General features: G+C 67.8%; 15 protein-coding genes. 10 read left to right on the forward strand and 5 right to left on the reverse strand.

Going from position 1 to position 16,529, the window contains the following annotated elements; translation table 11 throughout:
- Entirely contained in the window at positions 1-609 is a 609-nt protein-coding gene (locus tag H4O11_RS14620; RefSeq protein ID WP_182340160.1) for a YbhB/YbcL family Raf kinase inhibitor-like protein, read from the forward strand.
- Positions 610-761: 152 nt separating this feature from the next.
- Here H4O11_RS14620 and H4O11_RS14625 read toward each other — a convergent pair whose 3' ends face one another.
- Both H4O11_RS14625 and H4O11_RS14630 read right to left on the reverse strand, forming a co-directional pair.
- Positions 762-1,580 (reverse strand): META and DUF4377 domain-containing protein, encoded by an 819-nt coding sequence (locus tag H4O11_RS14625; RefSeq protein ID WP_182340161.1) that lies wholly within the window; start codon positions 1,578-1,580, stop codon positions 762-764.
- A 73-nt stretch (positions 1,581-1,653) separates the two neighbouring features.
- Entirely contained in the window at positions 1,654-2,448 is a 795-nt protein-coding gene (locus tag H4O11_RS14630; protein WP_182340162.1) for an undecaprenyl-diphosphate phosphatase, read from the reverse strand.
- A gap of 223 nt (positions 2,449-2,671) precedes the next feature.
- Here H4O11_RS14630 and glnA point away from each other — a divergent pair, with 223 nt between their 5' ends.
- From glnA to H4O11_RS14670, 8 genes are all read left to right on the forward strand, one after another.
- Complete coding sequence (gene glnA / locus H4O11_RS14635) at positions 2,672-4,081, forward strand: type I glutamate--ammonia ligase (protein WP_182340163.1); 1,410 nt, start codon at positions 2,672-2,674, stop codon at positions 4,079-4,081.
- Positions 4,082-4,415: 334 nt separating this feature from the next.
- Entirely contained in the window at positions 4,416-4,754 is a 339-nt protein-coding gene (locus H4O11_RS14640; RefSeq protein ID WP_220466764.1) for a P-II family nitrogen regulator, read from the forward strand.
- A gap of 20 nt (positions 4,755-4,774) precedes the next feature.
- The gene (gene amt, locus H4O11_RS14645; protein ID WP_182340164.1) at positions 4,775-6,205 is read left to right on the forward strand and encodes an ammonium transporter; all 1,431 of its coding nucleotides are present in this window, start codon (positions 4,775-4,777) and stop codon (positions 6,203-6,205) included.
- Positions 6,206-6,350: 145 nt separating this feature from the next.
- Positions 6,351-7,103 carry an N-acetylmuramoyl-L-alanine amidase gene (locus H4O11_RS14650; RefSeq protein WP_182340165.1) on the forward strand — a complete coding sequence of 251 codons (753 nt, stop codon included), beginning with the start codon at positions 6,351-6,353 and terminating at the stop codon, positions 7,101-7,103.
- Between the two features lie 114 nt (positions 7,104-7,217).
- A complete protein-coding gene (locus tag H4O11_RS14655; protein ID WP_182340166.1) occupies positions 7,218-8,273 on the forward strand; it encodes a two-component system sensor histidine kinase NtrB in 1,056 nt (351 codons plus the stop codon).
- The gene (gene ntrC, locus H4O11_RS14660) at positions 8,266-9,726 is read left to right on the forward strand and encodes a nitrogen regulation protein NR(I) (RefSeq protein ID WP_182340167.1); all 1,461 of its coding nucleotides are present in this window, start codon (positions 8,266-8,268) and stop codon (positions 9,724-9,726) included. The genes H4O11_RS14655 and ntrC overlap by 8 nt, the downstream gene beginning before the upstream one ends.
- A gap of 102 nt (positions 9,727-9,828) precedes the next feature.
- A complete protein-coding gene (locus H4O11_RS14665; protein ID WP_425506069.1) occupies positions 9,829-10,386 on the forward strand; it encodes a superoxide dismutase family protein in 558 nt (185 codons plus the stop codon).
- Between the two features lie 40 nt (positions 10,387-10,426).
- Positions 10,427-11,053 (forward strand): superoxide dismutase family protein, encoded by a 627-nt coding sequence (locus H4O11_RS14670; protein ID WP_182340169.1) that lies wholly within the window; start codon positions 10,427-10,429, stop codon positions 11,051-11,053.
- 303 nt (positions 11,054-11,356) lie between these two features.
- Here H4O11_RS14670 and H4O11_RS14675 read toward each other — a convergent pair whose 3' ends face one another.
- A complete protein-coding gene (locus H4O11_RS14675) occupies positions 11,357-12,244 on the reverse strand; it encodes a hypothetical protein (RefSeq protein WP_182340170.1) in 888 nt (295 codons plus the stop codon).
- A gap of 92 nt (positions 12,245-12,336) precedes the next feature.
- On the opposite strand from H4O11_RS14675, the gene H4O11_RS14680 reads away from it, so the two are divergent.
- A complete protein-coding gene (locus H4O11_RS14680; RefSeq protein WP_182340171.1) occupies positions 12,337-13,632 on the forward strand; it encodes an acetyl-CoA C-acetyltransferase in 1,296 nt (431 codons plus the stop codon).
- Positions 13,633-14,229: 597 nt separating this feature from the next.
- On the opposite strand, the gene H4O11_RS14685 is transcribed toward H4O11_RS14680, so the two are convergent.
- Both H4O11_RS14685 and H4O11_RS14690 read right to left on the reverse strand, forming a co-directional pair.
- Positions 14,230-15,534, reverse strand: a complete 1,305-nt coding sequence (locus H4O11_RS14685) for a heme biosynthesis protein HemY (RefSeq protein ID WP_182340172.1) — start codon at positions 15,532-15,534, stop codon at positions 14,230-14,232.
- Entirely contained in the window at positions 15,534-16,511 is a 978-nt protein-coding gene (locus H4O11_RS14690; protein ID WP_182340173.1) for a uroporphyrinogen-III C-methyltransferase, read from the reverse strand. Before H4O11_RS14690 ends, H4O11_RS14685 begins: the two co-directional genes overlap by 1 nt.
- Positions 16,512-16,529 lie beyond the last annotated feature (18 nt).

Raw genomic sequence — 16,529 nt, forward strand, 5'->3', positions numbered from 1 at the left:
ATGCAACTGACCAGTGACAGCCTGCGCAACGGTGCGCCGATCGACCGCGAATTCGCGGCCGGCGACGCACGGGGTTTCGCACCCGACCGCAACCCGCACCTGGCGTGGAGTGGCGTGCCCGAGGGCACCCGGTCCTTTGCCCTGGTCTGCGTGGATCCGGACGTACCGACCGTGCCGGAGACAGTCGGCCGCACCGACATGACCATCCCGCGCGACCAGCCGCGTTGTGATTTCGTGCATTGGGTGATGGTCGGCATCCCGGCCGAAGTGCGCGAACTGGCGGCCGGCAGCTGCAGCGATGGTTTCGTCGCGCGCGGCAAGGCCACGCCGCAGGGTCCGGCTGGCAGCCGGCAGGGGCTGAATGATTTCACCGGCTGGTTCGCCGGCAACCCGGACATGTCCGGCCAGTACCTGGGCTATGACGGCCCGTACCCGCCGTTCAACGACGAACGCGTGCATCGTTATTTCTTCCGCGTGTTCGCGCTGGACGTGGCACGGCTGGTGCTGCCGGAACCGTTCACCGCAGCCGACATGCACCGCGCCATGCAGGGCCACATCCTCGCCGAAGCGGCGCTGCACGGCACCTATACGCTCAATCCCGCGCTGTAATCCCCGGTAGAGCGGGTCCATGACCCGCTGCTCTTCATGGGTACCAGAAGCAGCGGGTCACGGACCCGCTCTACCGGAGATTACGAAGCAGCGGGTCATGGACCCGCTCTACCGGGGATTACGAAGCAGCGGGTCATGGACCCGCTCTATCGCTACTCGGTGGCGGACTCCACCACCATGTCCAGCACATACGCCTGCGACGACGCATCCGCCGGCGGATTGGCCAGCGTGAAGCGCTTCACCCGCAGCACGTTGCGCACGCCATCTTCGTGGGTGTAGCCCTCGATGCTTTCGTAGAAATTCTCGAACGCACCCGGCTCGCCCTGCTTCAGGCCGTTGTCGTCGTACTTCACTTCACGCACCTGCAGGCACTGCTTGTCCTTGATCAACGGGTGCGGGCAAGGCCTGGTCTGCGCGGCCACTTCCAGGAACACCCTTTCGCCCGGGCCGCCGAAGCGGGTCTCGGCGGTGGGCTCCGGCGCGAACACCAGCACATCGCCCTTCAGCGTGCGCAGGACCAGCTCGCCGCTGTCGGCCAGTTCGGCATTCATGCTGGCCTGGAGGCGACTGGCTACCGCGTCATCCAGCGCCATCACGGCCGCATCGGTGCAGGCCATCTGGGTGGAGGTCATCGGCGAAAGGGTCAGCACGCCCTCGACCAGCGTGTAGCTGCCGCCAAGGCGATTGCAGGTATTGGACACCGACAGCCGCCCATCGCTGAAATCCAGCGTCACCGGCTTGTCGGCGCGCGCGAACAACGCATCGATGCGCTTGCCGTCGCCAGCGGTGGCCTCGCGCAGCAGCCAGTGCTGGCCTTGCAGCCGCTGTGCGTCCAGGTGCGAAACGGCCTTCTGGGTGGCGGCGGCGGCCGGTGCAGGGGCCAGGTCGTCGCCGCTGCCGGCTGGTGCCGGGTTCTGGCTGCAGGCGGCCAACAGGGCCAGCGGGAGGGACAGCATCAGCATGCGCTTCATGGAAATCTCCTTGGATGACCTGGTGGTTCAACGGGTGCGCGCGGCCATCGGGGTTGCGCGCACCCGCCTTCGTTCAGTTGCCGGCCGGCAACCACAGCAGCAGCGCCGCGCCCAGCACGATGCGGTACACGGCGAACGCGGTGAACTTGTGCGACTTGATATAGCCCAGCAGCCACTTCACTACGACGAAGCCGGTGATGACCGCGGCAACGAAGGCCACGCTGACGTCGGTCCAGTTCTCGCTGGCCAGCTTGCCTTCCTTTGCCAGTTCCAGGAAGGCGTAGGCACTGGCGGCGAACATGGTCGGAATGCCGACCAGGAACACGAACTCGGTGGCCGCCGCGCGGCGGCTCAACCCCAGCAGCATGGCCAGGAAGATCGCCGAGGCCGAGCGCGAGGTGCCCGGGAAGATGCCCGCGACGACCTGCGCGATGCCCACGCCGATCGCCACCGTCCAGGTGATCTGGTCGCGGTCGGGAAGGCGCGAGGTATAGGCCTCCACCAGCAGCATCCAGATGCCGCCGATGATCAGTGCCCACGCTACCGGGCTCACCGTTTCCGGCAGTTCCCAACCGGCCAGGCGCACCGGCAGGCCGACCACGGCGGTGACCAGGAAGGCGGCGCCGAGCTTGAACACATAGTCGCGGTTCTCGTGCTGGTGCAGGCCGGTTGCCAGCGTCCACAAGCGCTGGCGGAACACCAGCGTGATGGCCAGGATCGCGCCGGCCTGGATGATGATGTTGAAGAAATCAGAGCGTGCGCCCAGCCAGTGCTGGGCGATCAGCAGGTGCCCGGTGCTGGAGATGGGCAGGAATTCGGTAAGGCCTTCAAGGATGCCCAGCAGCAGGGCGGAGAGCAGATCGGACATGGGGGAAAGTTGTTTGGGTGGCAACGGGGTAGCGGCAGAGCATAGACCATCAGCGGGTGCACCAAAGCAGTGCGGCTACCGTCGAGTGCACCATCCTGGTGCGCCCTGGCATGCACCGTTCAGGCGCACGCTCATGCAAATCAATGACTTGTGACGGTGAAAAAGTTGGCACGGGGATTGCTCATGTATCTGCAGGCATTCATCCCATCCGAGGTTGCACCCGATGTCCGTGGAAAACGTTGAGAAGCTGATCAAGGACAACCAGATCGAATTCGTCGATCTGCGTTTCGTCGACATGCGTGGCGTTGAACAGCACGTCACCTTCCCGGTCAGCATCATCGAGCCGTCGTTGTTCGAAGAAGGCAAGATGTTCGACGGCAGCTCCATCGCCGGTTGGAAAGGCATCAACGAATCGGACATGGTCCTGCTGCCTGACCCGGCCAGCGCCTACGTCGACCCGTTCTATGCCGATCCGACCATCGTGATCAGCTGCGACATCCTCGATCCGGCCACCATGCAGCCCTACGGCCGCTGCCCGCGCGGCATCGCCAAGCGCGCCGAGGCCTACCTGAAGTCCAGCGGCATCGCCGAGCAGGCCTTCTTCGGTCCGGAGCCGGAATTCTTCATCTTCGACTCGGTCCGTTTCGCCAATGAAATGGGCAACACCTTCTTCAAGGTCGATTCCGAGGAAGCAGCATGGAACAGCGGCGCCAAGCTGGACGGCACCAACAGCGGCTACCGCCCGGGCGTGAAGGGTGGCTACTTCCCGGTTCCGCCGACCGATTCGCTGCACGACCTGCGCGCTGAAATGTGCAAGACGCTGGAACAGGTCGGCATCGAAGTGGAAGTGCAGCACCACGAAGTGGCCACTGCCGGCCAGTGCGAGATCGGCACCAAGTTCAGCACCCTGGTGCAGAAGGCCGACGAGCTGCTGCGCATGAAGTACGTGATCAAGAACGTGGCGCACCGCAACGGCAAGACCGCCACCTTCATGCCCAAGCCGATCGTCGGCGACAACGGCAGCGGCATGCACGTGCACCAGTCGCTGTCCAAGGGCGGCGCCAACCTGTTCTCCGGCGACGGTTACGGCGGCCTGTCGCAGCTGGCGCTGTGGTACATCGGCGGCATCTTCAAGCACGCCCGTGCGATCAACGCCTTCGCCAATGCCGGCACCAACAGCTACAAGCGCCTGGTCCCGGGCTTCGAAGCACCGGTGATGCTGGCCTACTCGGCACGCAACCGTTCGGCATCGTGCCGCATCCCGTGGGTATCCAATCCGAAGGCGCGTCGCATCGAGATGCGTTTCCCCGATCCCATCCAGTCCGGCTACCTGACCTTCACCGTGCTGATGATGGCCGGCCTGGACGGCATCAAGAACCAGATCGATCCGGGCGCGCCGAGCGACAAGGACCTGTACGACCTGCCGCCGGAAGAAGAGAAGCTGATCCCGCAGGTCTGCTCCTCGCTGGACCAGGCGCTGGAAGCGCTGGACAAGGACCGCGAGTTCCTCAAGGCCGGTGGCGTGATGAGCGATGACTTCATCGACGGCTACATCGCGCTGAAGATGCAGGAAGTCACCAAGTTCCGCGCTGCCACCCACCCGCTGGAATACCAGCTGTATTACGCCAACTGAGTACGCGCGGTGATGGCGAAGGGCACCCCTCCCACCTTCGCCATCGCCGCTTCTTCTCCGGCTGGGGAGCCGTTGAAGCGTCCTGCCTGTTCCATCGAAGTCCATCTGCAACGCAGTTGAAGTCGTTCCACCCCGTCCAGGGGCAACAGAAACCGGACGCGCGTCATGGGCCTTCCTCCCTCCCGCGTCGCCGGCCGTGCTTGGAGAGAGGCACGGCCACCAGGGCCCAGACCACGTTCGGCGCAACAGCCACGGCCATCGTTTCGATGGCCCGTGGTTGCCTGACGCCACGGTGCGCATGCGCCGTGGATCCATCCACCACCGGGATATGCGCATGAAACTGATCTCCGCCGTCATCCGGCCGTTCAAGCTCGACGAGGTCCGCGAGGCCCTCTCCGATGCTGGCGTGTCGGGCATCACCGTGACCGAAGTGAAAGGCTTCGGGCGCCAGAAGGGCCACACCGAGCTGTACCGCGGGGCCGAGTACGTCGTCGATTTCCTGCCGAAGATCAAGATCGAAACCGTGGTGACCGACGAACGCACCGAGGCGGTGATCGAAGCGATCCAGAACGCAGCAGGCACCGGCAAGATCGGCGACGGCAAGATCTTCGTCACGCCTGTCGAACAGGTCGTCCGCATCCGCACCGGCGAAATCGGCGCTGACGCGCTGTAACCCACTCGGAGATCTCCCCCATGAAGATTCGATTGTTCGCCGGGTGGCAAGCCCGGTTCCACCTGGTGTGCCTGCTGATGCTGCTCAGCGCGCTGGCGATGGGTGCCTTCCCGGGCAACGCGCACGCCCAGGCCCAGGTCACTCCGGTGCCCACCGAAGATGTTGCGGTAGAGCCATTGGCCGCTGAAGCGGTTGCCGAGCCGGTCGCCGAAGCGGCGGCTGCCGCACCTGCATTCGACCATGGCGACGTGGCCTGGATGCTGACCTCCACCCTGCTGGTGTTGCTGATGGTGGTGCCGGGCCTGGCCTTGTTCTATGGCGGCCTGGTGCGTTCGAAGAACGTGCTGTCGGTGCTGAGCCAGATCCTGGTGGTGTTCTCGCTGGTGGTCATCCTGTGGGTGGCCTATGGCTACAGCGCGGTATTCAGCACGGGCAATCAGTTCTTTGGCTCCTTTACCCAGTTCGCCTTCCTGAAGGGTTTCACCCCGGATTCGGTGGGTAACACGCCGATCGCCGGGCTGCCGGACTACCTGTTCGTCGCCTTCCAGTCCACCTTCGCCGGCATCACCACCGCACTGATCGTCGGCGCCTTCGCCGAACGCATCAAGTTCAAGGCGGTGCTGCTGTTCTCCGCGCTGTGGTTCACCTTCAGCTACATCCCGATGGCGCACATCGTCTGGGGTGGCGGCTACCTGGGCGAGATGGGCGCGATCGATTTCGCTGGCGGCACCGTGGTGCACATCAACGCGGGCGTCGCCGGCCTGGTCGGCGCGTACTTCGTCGGCAAGCGCATCGGCTACGGCCAGACCGCGCTGAAGCCACACAACGTGGTGTTCACCTATATCGGTGCGATGCTGCTGTGGGTGGGCTGGTTCGGCTTCAACGCGGGCTCTGCCGCTGCAGCCGACACCGTTGCCTCGCTGGCCTTCCTCAACACCATCCTGGCCACCGCGGCCGCCGTGCTGGGCTGGACGCTGGTGGAAGCGATCACCAAGGGCAAGCCGTCAGCGCTGGGTGCCGCATCCGGTGCCGTTGCCGGCCTGGTCGGCATCACCCCGGCCTGTGGCACCGTCGGCCCGATGGGCGCGCTGGTCATCGGCCTGGCGGCCGGCGCACTGTGCGTGTGGGGCGTCACCGGCCTGAAGCGCCTGCTGAAGGTGGACGACACCGCCGATGTATTCGGCGTGCACGGTATCGGCGGCATCGTCGGTGCGATCCTTACCGGCGTGTTCAGCGCGGAGTCGCTGGGCGGTACCAACGCCGACCTGGATATCGGCCACCAGGTGTGGGTGCAGTTCGTCAGCGTTGCCTTCACCATCGTCTGGTGCGCGGTGGCGACTGCACTGATCCTGCTGGTGGTGAAGGTCGTGGTCGGCCTGCGCGTCACCGAGGAAGCCGAGCGTACCGGCCTGGATGTCACCTCGCACGGCGAGTCCGCGTACGAAGTCTGATCCCAGCTGCAAAAGAACAAAATGTTGATGACGCTGACATGCGTCGTGACCGGCGGTCCGGGGGCCGCCGGTTTTTTGCTTCTGGCGGCGCCCAGCCGGCCCGGCTGCGGGCTCGCCGAGCATGGCTCGGCGCTACAATCGCGGCATGACGATCATCCGCGCTTCGGCCCTGCTGCTTTCCCTTGTCCTGCTGTCGGCCTGTGCCGGCGCACCACGCGAAGACCGTAATCCGCTCGCCACGTGGGTACCGTCGGCCAACCACAACGCACGCATGCCGGTGATCATCGTGCTGCACCACACCGACCAGCATTCGGTGCAGCAGAGCCTGGACACGCTGCGCAGTGCCAACAGCGGTGGCAAGGTCAGCGCGCATTACCTGATCGGCGCCGACGGCGCGCGTTACCAGCTGGTATCCGATGAGCGCCGTGCCTGGCATGCCGGCCCGGGACGCTGGGGCACCATCACCGACCTCAACTCGGCGTCGATCGGCATCGAGCTGGACAACGATGGCGATACCCCTTTCAGCCAGCCACAGGTCGCCTCGCTGATCGTGTTGCTGCAGGATCTCACCACGCGGCTGCGTATCCCACCTTCGCAGGTGATCGGCCACGCCGACCTGGCGCCATCGCGAAAACAGGATCCCAGCCGCTACTTCCCATGGCAGCAACTGGCCGAGGCGGGCTTCGGGCCGTGGCCGCGCGACAGCGATGGACTGCCGCCGCCGGGCTTCGACCCCTGGCAGGCGCTGGCCGGGTTCGGCTATTCGCTGGAAGATCGCGCCGCCACCGTCGGCGCCTTCCACCGCCGCTTCCGGGGCCGCGATGACCTGCCCGCGGAGCTTGATGCCGAAGACGCGCGCATCCTGCATTCGCTGCAGTTGCAGTCCATCGCTCGCTGACCCGGTATCCGGGGGAGGCGCCGAGCGATGGCCGGCGGGTTTCCGCCAGGAGCCTTGGCAATGGGGCCAGCTCCCGGCCGGCACAATCCGTCCGTTTTGCACTACATTGGTGCAATGACTGCTTCGCTGCCCCCGCCTGCCATCGACCATCTGGGAACCCCGGTGGCCTGGGCCGACGCGGAAGGCCGCATCGCCGGCTGCAACCCTGCATTCGCGCGCTGGCTGGGCGTCAGCGGCCGCCGCCTGGTCGGCCAGCCGCTGGTCGCACTGGAAGCGCAGGGCGAGGCGCTGGCCCACTTCCTTGCCCGCGATGAACGCGACAGCCTGTGCCTGCATCGCCTGGCGCTGGCCCTGCCCGGCGAAGCGGTGCGTTTTGCCGAAGGCTGGATGAGCCGGCTGGATGACGGGGGCTGGTTGCTTGAAGCCCACCCGGTGGATGAGTTCCCGGGCCTGGACCCGACCCAGGCCTTGCCCAGCGCGCTCAGCGCGGCGCTGAAAGGGCTGGCGCACGAGCTGCGCAATCCCCTGGCTGGCCTGAAAGGCGCGGCGCAGTTGCTGGCACGCCGCGCGACCCAGCGTGATGCCGACGAACGCGAACTGGTGGAATTGATCGGCACCGAGATCGAGCGCCTCAACAGCCTGCTCGACCAGCTGCTGTCACCGGCACCGGCCGCGCCACATGCCGCGCTGAACATCCATGCCGCGCTGGAGCGGGTGCTGCGGCTTGCCGAGAACGAAGCCGGCTGGGCCGTGCGGCTGCAGCGCGATTACGATCCCAGCATCCCGGAACTGCACGGTGACGCGGATCGGCTCAGCCAGGCGATCTGGAACCTGGTGCGCAATGCCATGCAGGCCGGCGCCGGCAGCATCACCCTGCGCACGCGGGTGGAACACGGGGTGCGCATCAACGAGCAGCTGCACCCGCTCGCACTGCGGCTGGAGATCGCCGATGACGGCCGCGGCGTGCCGGAAGACCTGGCGGAACACCTGTTCCTGCCGCTGGTCAGCGGCAGGGCCGAAGGCACCGGGCTGGGCTTGGCGCTGGCCCAGCAGGTGGCACGCGAACACCGCGGTACGCTGACTTACCGTTCGCGTCCCGGCCATACGGTTTTTATCCTGCTGTTGCCGATCAGCGGCAGCCTGGCCGCCGAGGAGCCTGCCCATGCCTGAGCCGCAACGCCCTTCCGGCAACGACGTCCGCATCTGGGTAGTCGATGATGACCGCGCCGTGCGGTTCGTCCTGTGCACGGCGCTGCGCGAAGCAGGTTTCGTGGTGGAAGGGTTCGAGAGCGCCGCCGCCGCCCTGGCCGCGCTGGCCAGCCAACCGGTGCCTTCGTTGCTGTTCACCGATGTGCGCATGCCGGGCGACGACGGCCTGGTGCTGCTGGACAAGCTGAAGGCAATGCACCCGCAGCTGCCGGTGATCGTGATGTCGGCCTATACCGATGTGGCCAGCACCGCCGGCGCGTTCCGTGGCGGAGCGCATGAGTTCCTGTCCAAGCCCTTCGACCTGGACGATGCGGTCGCGCTGGCACGTCGGGTGCTTCCGGCGACGGAAACGCTGGCGCCGGACACCGCGAATGCGGCCGAGGCGGCGCAGGAAAGTGCGCCGCAGCTGGTTGGCGATACGCCGGCCATGCGTGCGCTGTTCCGGGCGATCGGCAAGCTGGCGCAGGCGCCGTTGGCGGTGCTGGTCACCGGCGAGACCGGTACCGGCAAGGAACTGGTGGCCAGTGCGCTGCATCGCGAGTCACCGCGCGCGCAGGCCCCCTTCGTTGCGCTCAATACCGCTGCCATCCCGGCCGAGCTGCTGGAAAGCGAGTTGTTCGGGCATGAGGCGGGTGCCTTTACCGGTGCCCAGCGTCGCCACGTCGGCCGCTTCGAACAGGCGCATGGTGGCACGCTGTTCCTGGATGAAATCGGCGACATGCCGCTGGGATTGCAGACGCGCCTGCTGCGCGTGCTGGCCCAGGGCGAGTTCTTCCGCGTCGGCGGGCGTGAACTGATCCACGTGGACGTGCGGGTGATCGCGGCCACCCACCAGGACCTGGAGCGGCTGGTGGCGGAAGGGCGCTTCCGCGCCGACCTGCTGCATCGGCTGGACGTGGTACGGCTGCAGTTGCCGCCGCTGCGCGAACGCCGCGCCGATATCGGCCAGCTTGCCACCACCTTCCTGGCCGCCGCTGCGCAGAAGCTGGAGGGCCCCGGCAAGCGGCTTACCGCCGCCGCGCTGCAGGCGCTGGGCGAACACGAATGGCCCGGCAACGTACGCGAGCTGGAGAACGTGTGCTGGCGCATGGCCGCGCTGGCCACCAGCGATACCATCGGCGCCGCCGACGTGGAGATGGCGCTGAACCGCGGTGGCACGCGCAGCACGGCGCCCGCTGCCAGTGTCGATGCGGGGCAATGGGAAGCGCTGCTGTCCAGCTGGGCGCGGCAGCGCCTGCTGGAAGGCGCCGAAGGCCTGCATGCCCAGGTCCGCGAACGTGTCGACCACGCCCTGCTGGAGGCGGCGCTGCAGGTGACCCATGGCCGGCGCGCCGAGGCGGCAGCGCGGTTGGGCCTTGGCCGCAATACCTTGACCCGCAAGCTTGGCGCCGGCCGCCGCAGGGGCCATACCTGACTCTCGACCTGATGCCCTCTGCGCGCCGGCATCGCGCCGCGTTGATGCGCCATGGACACAGGGGGCCGTAACGTGACCTGCAAGGAGTACCTGATGTCCTCGATCCGTTTCGTCCTGCCTGCTTCTGCGGCAATGCTGTTGGCTGCGTGTGGATCCACGCCGCCAGCGCGTACCGTGCCGCCCGTGCCGGCTGCGGTGAGCACCGCGGCGATGGCAGAGAGCAACCTGTCGCCGGCCTCGGCCAGCCTGGTCAGTGGCCGCCTGGCGCTGGTGCCGGAAGCCGGTGGCGTGCACATCACCGGCCTCATCGGTGGCCTGCAACCCCTGCAGCAGCCGGCATTCCACGTGCATGAACGTGGCGACTGCAGCGCAGTGGATGCCAGCAGCGCGGGCGACCACTTCAACCCGACCCAGCAACCGCATGGGGCCCCCGGGGCCGCCCCGCATCACCTGGGCGACATGCCCAACCTGCGCGCCGATGCGCAGGGCCGCGCCAACGTCGACATCCACCTGCGAGGGGTTACCCTTGGCGGTGGTGCCGCCAACGACATCGCCGGACGTGCCCTGATCGTGCACGCACGACCGGACGACCATCGCAGCCAGCCTGCCGGCAACGCCGGCGCCCGCATTGCCTGCGGCCTCATCCGCGTGACGCGGTGAGCCTGCCCACAGGCCTTTCCCTCTCCAGGAGAATTACACCATGCGTCTAATCCATACCTCGCTGTTTGCCGCCATCGCCGCGCTCGGCCTGAGCGCCTGCGGCCAGCAGCCCGCCGGTACCGATGCCGCTGTCGACCCCGCGGCCCCGCCGCCGGCAGCAGAAACCACGCCGGCTGAAGCCACGGCCCCGGCAGCTGATGCAGCCGCGGCGTCGGCCACCGCCGTGGCCGAACTTGCACCGACCGAGGGCAACGACGTGAAGGGCAATGTCACCTTCGCGGTGGTCGACGGGCACGTGCATGTCACCGGCCAGGTCAGCGGCCTGAAGCCGGACAGCGAACATGGCTTCCACATCCATGAGAAGGGCGACTGCAGCGCGCCGGACGGCGCCAGCGCCGGCGGCCACTTCAATCCCGCCCAGCAGGACCATGGCAGCGTGGCCAGCGATCCGCACCACGGCGGCGACATGCCGAACATCAAGGCCAACGCCGAGGGCGTGGCGACCATTGATGGCCCGGTGTCGAGCAACGTCAACATCGGCCAGGGTGATGGTTCGGACATCATCGGCCGCGGCCTGATCGTCCATGCCGACCCGGACGATTACACCACCCAGCCGACCGGCAACGCCGGTGCGCGGCTGGCCTGTGCGGTGATCAAGGCGCCGTAAGCGGCGTTCTTCCGGGTAGAGCGGGGCGATGCCCCGCTGTGTTGATGCCGCTGCGCTCGCCGAGCATGGCTCGGCGCTACCCGTACCCGGCATGGTTCGAGGTGAATCCCCGCCCGGCCTTCGACAGGCCAGGCACACCTCGACGTAGCGCCGGGCCATGCCCGGCGGAATGGGTGATGGGGATGGGTAGAGCGGGGCGATGCTCCGCCGTGGCCGTCACGCCGATTGCCGATCGGCGTGACGGGATGCCTGCGCCGCGCGTTGCGCGGTTGACGGGCATGGCCCGTCACTACCTGTATATGGTCAACGGTCCAGCAGTTCGCGCGCGTCCTGCCCTGCTTCGCAGTGCACGAACAGCACCGGTACGCCGTGCGCTTCCAGCACCGCGGCCATCTGCCGCTGGCGCATCAGGTACTGATCGTAGATGCCCTGCAGGCGCTCGCAATCGTTCTTGCCATGCGCGTAGTGCGCGCACCAGCCGGCAGGGTCGAACAGCGCCATGCGTGCCTCGCCACGGCTGTAGCGCAGCAACGGTTCCGGCGCGGCATCCAGCCATTCGTCCACGTCCGGCGCCATGACCGCCGTTTCTATCAGCGGCCACAGGGCGGCCAGGCCCTGGTTGTCGTACTGCATCGACATCATCGCGGCCAGGTCGTTGACCGTGAAATACCGCGCATGCTCCACGCGTGCGCCGAAGGCATTCTGTGCCAGCAACGCGGTATCGGCCTGCGCCATGCCCTCGGCCAGCAGCACGTCTTCCAGCGCGTCGGAGACCGCGCTGGTCTGGGCCGCATCGCTGCCGGTGAGCAGGAACGGCACCACCCGCAGGCCGCCACCCTTCAGTGTCGGATCGGCCTGGAACGGAAGCGGCACCTCGCCGGCCTCATCGGCACCGAATGCCAGTACGCGTGGGCCCTGGCTGCGGCCGGGCGCGCGCATCTGCAGCTCTTCCAGCCGCCGATGGATCGGCCAGCCCGGGCGCAGCACTTCGGCCGGGTCGAAATGGGCGGCAACGAACACCAGGTCCAGCTCGCTTGCCTGCGGCACCAGTTTGGCCAGGTCGCGGCCAACGCGTTCGGCCAGCTCGCCAGCCTGGCTGGCCGTGAGGGCGGCATGACGCGGGGCCTCGCCATCGGCGAGCTCGAGGGCGAGGACGCCAAGGGCATTCATGCCGGGGTCGGTTTTGCTCATGGTTTCACGGTTGGCCCATCACAGGGCGGCAGCTACACTTGGCCCCATTATGCCTGCTCAATCGTGCAGGCCATGTTGCAGACACCCTTCCCATGCCAGGTATCTCCATGCCCAACGCCCGTCCCGTCGCCATCCTCGGTGGCGTTCGAATTCCGTTCTGCCGCCAGAACACCGCGTACTCGGATGTTGGCAACCTGGGCATGTCGGTACGTACGCTGGGTGCACTGGTGGAACGCTTTGGCCTGCATGGCCAGCAGCTGGGCGAAGTGGCGATGGGCGCGGTGATCAAGCACCCCAGCGACTGGAACCTCGGCCGCGAGGCGACGCTGTCTTCGGGCCTGTCGCCGCTCACCCCGGGCATCACCCTGCAACGCGCCTGCGGCACCTCGCTGGACAGCATCATCACCGTCGGCAACAAGATCGCGCTGGGCCAGATCGAGTCCGGCATCGGCGGCGGTTCCGATACCACCTCCGACGTGCCGATCGTGTACGGAAAGAAGCTGCGCGCGCGCCTGCTGGCCGCCAACCGGGCCAAGAGCACCGGCGACAAGATCCGGGCGCTTACCCGCGGCTTCAAATTTTCCGAACTGAAGCCGGAGTTCCCGGGCGTGGCCGAGCCGCGCACCGGCAAGAGCATGGGCGACCACTGCGAAGACATGGCCAAGGAATGGAACATTTCCCGTGACTCGCAGGACGAGTGGGCGGTGTCATCCCACCGCAAGCTGGCCGCCGCCTACGAGCGCGGCTTCTTCGGCGATCTGATCGCTCCGTTCCGTGGCGTGGAGCGCGACAACATCCTGCGCGCGGATACCTCGCTGGAAAAGCTGGCCACGCTGAAGCCCGCGTTCGACAAGGTGTCCGGCCGTGGCACGCTGACTGCAGCCAACTCCACGCCGCTGACCGACGGGGCATCGGCGGTGCTGCTGGCCAGCGAGGAGTGGGCGCGCGCGCGCGGCCACGAACCGCAGGCCTACCTGCGGGATGCGCAGGTGGCAGCGGTGGATTTCGTGCACGGCGAGGGGCTGCTGATGGCCCCCACCGTGGCCGTCCCGGAGATGCTCAAGCGCAACGGGCTGAGCCTGCAGGATTTCGATTTCTATGAGATCCACGAAGCGTTCGCAGCGCAGGTGCTGTGCACGCTGCGCGCCTGGGAGAGCGAGGATTACTGCCGCAACCGGTTGGGCCTGGATGCGCCGCTGGGCCGTATCGATCCAGACCGGATCAACCCGTTGGGCTCGTCGCTGGCCACCGGCCATCCGTTCGCTGCCACCGGTGCCCGGGTGATCGCCACGGCGGCCAAGCAGCTGGCAGAGCGCGGCGGTGGCCGCGCGCTGGTATCGATCTGCACCGCCGGCGGCATGGGCGTGGTCGCCATCGTCGAGCGCTGACCCCGCGGTGGGTAGAGCGGGGCCATGCCCCGCTGCTTTGATGCCGCTGCGCTCGCCGAGCATGGCTCGGCGCTACCCGTGAATCCCCGCCCGGCTTTCGACAGGCCATGCACACCTCGCCGTAGCGCCGGGCCATGCCCGGCGGAATGGGTGATGGGGATGGGTAGAGCGGGGCCATGCCCCGCTGTGTTGATGCCGCTGCGCTCGCCGAGCATGGCTCGGCGCTACCCGTGAATCCCCGCCCGGCCTTCGACAGGCCATGCACACCTCGCCGTAGCGCCGGGCCATGCCCGGCGGAATGGGTGATGGGGGTGGGTAGAGCGGGGCCATGCCCCGCTGTGTTGATGCCGCTGCGCTCGCCGAGCATGGCTCGGCGCTACCCGTACCCGGCATGGTTCGGCGTGAATCCCCGCCCGGCCTTCGACAGGCCAGGCACACCTCGCCGTAGCGCCGGGCCATGCCCGGCGGAATGGGTGATGGGGATGGGTAGAGCGGGGCCATGCCCCGCTGCTTTGATGCCGCTGCGCTCGCCGAGCATGGCTCGGCGCTACCTGGCATGGCCCGGCGTTACGCCGTGTGGTGCGGCGGCGCCGCGCATCAGGGAATGCGCGGGAAACCGTTCTCGTCGCGTGGCTCGCCGGCGTCGTATACCGGCGGCACCGGTGCCACCACCTGTTCTTCCACCGTGGCGCGCGTCTTCCCTGCCGTGGCCGCGTCGGTGCGTACCAGCGCGATGCTGTCTTCGCCGCGCTGCTGGCGCAGCGCATTGGCCAGGCACTGCGCCGCCAGCACCGCGTCGCCGCGCGCCAGCAGTGACGCCCCCAGCGTTTCCCACGCCGCTGCGCCGGCGTTGTCGGCGATGGCCTCATGCAGCAGCACTTCGGCTTCCTCGTGTTTGCCCTGCGCCAGCGCTACCCGCCCTTGTGCCAGCAACAGCGCAGGGGAATCGCCATGCACCCGGCGCCAGCGCGCCAGGTTGGCCTCGCGGGTGGCCAGCCGTGAAGCCGGCAGCGCCCCGTACAGTTCCACCAGCTCGTCACTCCAGCGCTGGTCCAGCGCCTGCTCCAGCGCCAGCAGTGCCGGTTCGTCCCAATCCAGTGCCACCGCGCGCGCGGCATAGGCCGATACCACGGCTGGATCGGCCCGCAGCGCCTTCGGTGTTGTTTCCCATTGCGCGGCCAATGCATTCACGTCGGCAGCTTCCAGCAGCGCCTGGGCGGCCAGGCGGGCTTCCAGCGTGCCCAGCACGTCGGCCGGCAGCACCTTGCTCTGGCGCAACGCGCCCAGTTGCCCATAGGCCTCGTGCGCGCGGCCGGCGCGGGCCAGCGCTTCACCGCGCAGCCACAGGCCCCGCGGCGGCAGCGGCTGCAGGTTGGCCGCATCCAATGCATTGATCGCATCCACCGGCAGGTCGTCGGCCAACAGCTGTTCGGCACGCAGCAGTGCCTGGGTGGTGGCATCGGTACCCGCCAGGCGTTGCAGATAACCCTGGCTGGCGGCGTTGTCGCCACGCGCCTGTGCGCTGCGCGCGGCATTGGCCAGTGCCACGGCGGTCACCTCCTGGTCCTGGGCCGCGCCGTCGAACAGCTTCTCCGCACGCTGCCACTGGCCCTGTTCATAGGCCTGCAGGCCATCGACCAGGCGTACGCGGCCCTGCTTGCGCCGGTAGCGGCCCCACGCACGGAACGGCGAGGCCACCAGGCTCCACAGCAGCCACAGCACCAGCAGCACCACAAGCGTCAGCAGCACCACCTGCGGCAGGGTGCTGCGGTAGTCGGTGCCACCATGGCGCAGGATCACCTCGCCATACTGGCGCAGGTCGTTGGCACCCAGCCATTGCGCACCGATGACGCCCAGTGCGACAGCCAGCAACAGCACGATCACGGATTGCAACGGTTTCATCAGGGGGTTCCTTCATCTTGCGAAGAGCGTAATTGGCGCAGGGTGCTGCCCAGTTCCGGCGCCACCAGCCGCAGCGGTGCCGAGCGTAAGGACTGCAGTTCAGCACGCTGCCTGCGCAAGGCTGGTGAATCCGGCCACAGCCGGGTCATCCCGCGTTCAATCCCGTCCAATGCCTGTGCAAATGCGGCCGCGTCGCCGCGCTCGATCGCCGCGCGTGCCAGGGTCAGTTCCACCTGCAGGGCGTCCCAGCCCGGCACCCGTTCGGCGTCGGTCAGCGGGCCGTCCAGGCGGGTAGGCGTGATCGTGACGAACGGCGCCAGCGCCACTTCCCACCAGGGCGGCGTGCGTGCGGGGTCCGCGTCGACGTGCAGCGGCAAGGTCTCCAGCGCCTTGGCGAACGCTGCCAGGCGTTGGCGCGCGGCGGCCCGCGGACCGGCACCGGCGGCATCCAGTGCGTTGCGTTCCTGCATCAACGCCTGCCGCAGGTTCAACCCATCGGCGGAAGGCAGGTCGGCCAACTGCAGTGCGGCCAGCGCGTAAAGCGCCCGCGCGCCGTCCAGGTCGTCGGCGCCCTGCAGGCGCTGGCTGGCCTGGGCCAGCAGCAGCGTGGCCTCGTCGCGATGCACGGCCTGGCGGTCCTGGCCGGTACTTTCGGCCAGCCTGGCCAGGTTGTCTTCCAGCAGCGCACTGCGCTGGCCCAGCCCCAGCACCTCGTCACGCAGCACACGGTTGGTGGCGGCCGCATCCTGCAGGCGCGCGCTGGTCGCCCGCTGGTCGCGGCGCAGCGCCTCCACGCTGTCCAGCAGGCCCTGCAGGCGAATAGCATCGGCCTGCGATTGCAGGCGTGCCTGCTCCCGCGCCTGTTGCCACGCGTGCCATGTCCAGCCACTGGCCGCCAGCAGCACCAGCAGGATGATCAGCGCGGTAATCCAGCGTCGTGGGCGGCGGGCGTGGGATGGGGTGGGGGTGTCGTTCATTCATGGCGTCCATGACAA

The sequence above is a fragment of the Stenotrophomonas tumulicola genome, assembly GCF_014117215.1.
Taxonomy (GTDB): domain Bacteria; phylum Pseudomonadota; class Gammaproteobacteria; order Xanthomonadales; family Xanthomonadaceae; genus Stenotrophomonas; species Stenotrophomonas tumulicola.

Coding starts and splice junctions, on each gene's coding strand:
- H4O11_RS14620 (WP_182340160.1), top strand. CDS start 1: ATGCAACTGACCAGTGACAGCCTGCGCAACGGTGCGCCGATCGACCGC.
- H4O11_RS14625 (WP_182340161.1), bottom strand. CDS start 1,580: ATGAAGCGCATGCTGATGCTGTCCCTCCCGCTGGCCCTGTTGGCCGCC.
- H4O11_RS14630 (WP_182340162.1), bottom strand. CDS start 2,448: ATGTCCGATCTGCTCTCCGCCCTGCTGCTGGGCATCCTTGAAGGCCTT.
- glnA (WP_182340163.1), top strand. CDS start 2,672: ATGTCCGTGGAAAACGTTGAGAAGCTGATCAAGGACAACCAGATCGAA.
- H4O11_RS14640 (WP_220466764.1), top strand. CDS start 4,416: ATGAAACTGATCTCCGCCGTCATCCGGCCGTTCAAGCTCGACGAGGTC.
- amt (WP_182340164.1), top strand. CDS start 4,775: ATGAAGATTCGATTGTTCGCCGGGTGGCAAGCCCGGTTCCACCTGGTG.
- H4O11_RS14650 (WP_182340165.1), top strand. CDS start 6,351: ATGACGATCATCCGCGCTTCGGCCCTGCTGCTTTCCCTTGTCCTGCTG.
- H4O11_RS14655 (WP_182340166.1), top strand. CDS start 7,218: ATGACTGCTTCGCTGCCCCCGCCTGCCATCGACCATCTGGGAACCCCG.
- ntrC (WP_182340167.1), top strand. CDS start 8,266: ATGCCTGAGCCGCAACGCCCTTCCGGCAACGACGTCCGCATCTGGGTA.
- H4O11_RS14670 (WP_182340169.1), top strand. CDS start 10,427: ATGCGTCTAATCCATACCTCGCTGTTTGCCGCCATCGCCGCGCTCGGC.
- H4O11_RS14675 (WP_182340170.1), bottom strand. CDS start 12,244: ATGAGCAAAACCGACCCCGGCATGAATGCCCTTGGCGTCCTCGCCCTC.
- H4O11_RS14680 (WP_182340171.1), top strand. CDS start 12,337: ATGCCAGGTATCTCCATGCCCAACGCCCGTCCCGTCGCCATCCTCGGT.
- H4O11_RS14685 (WP_182340172.1), bottom strand. CDS start 15,534: ATGAAACCGTTGCAATCCGTGATCGTGCTGTTGCTGGCTGTCGCACTG.
- H4O11_RS14690 (WP_182340173.1), bottom strand. CDS start 16,511: ATGAACGACACCCCCACCCCATCCCACGCCCGCCGCCCACGACGCTGG.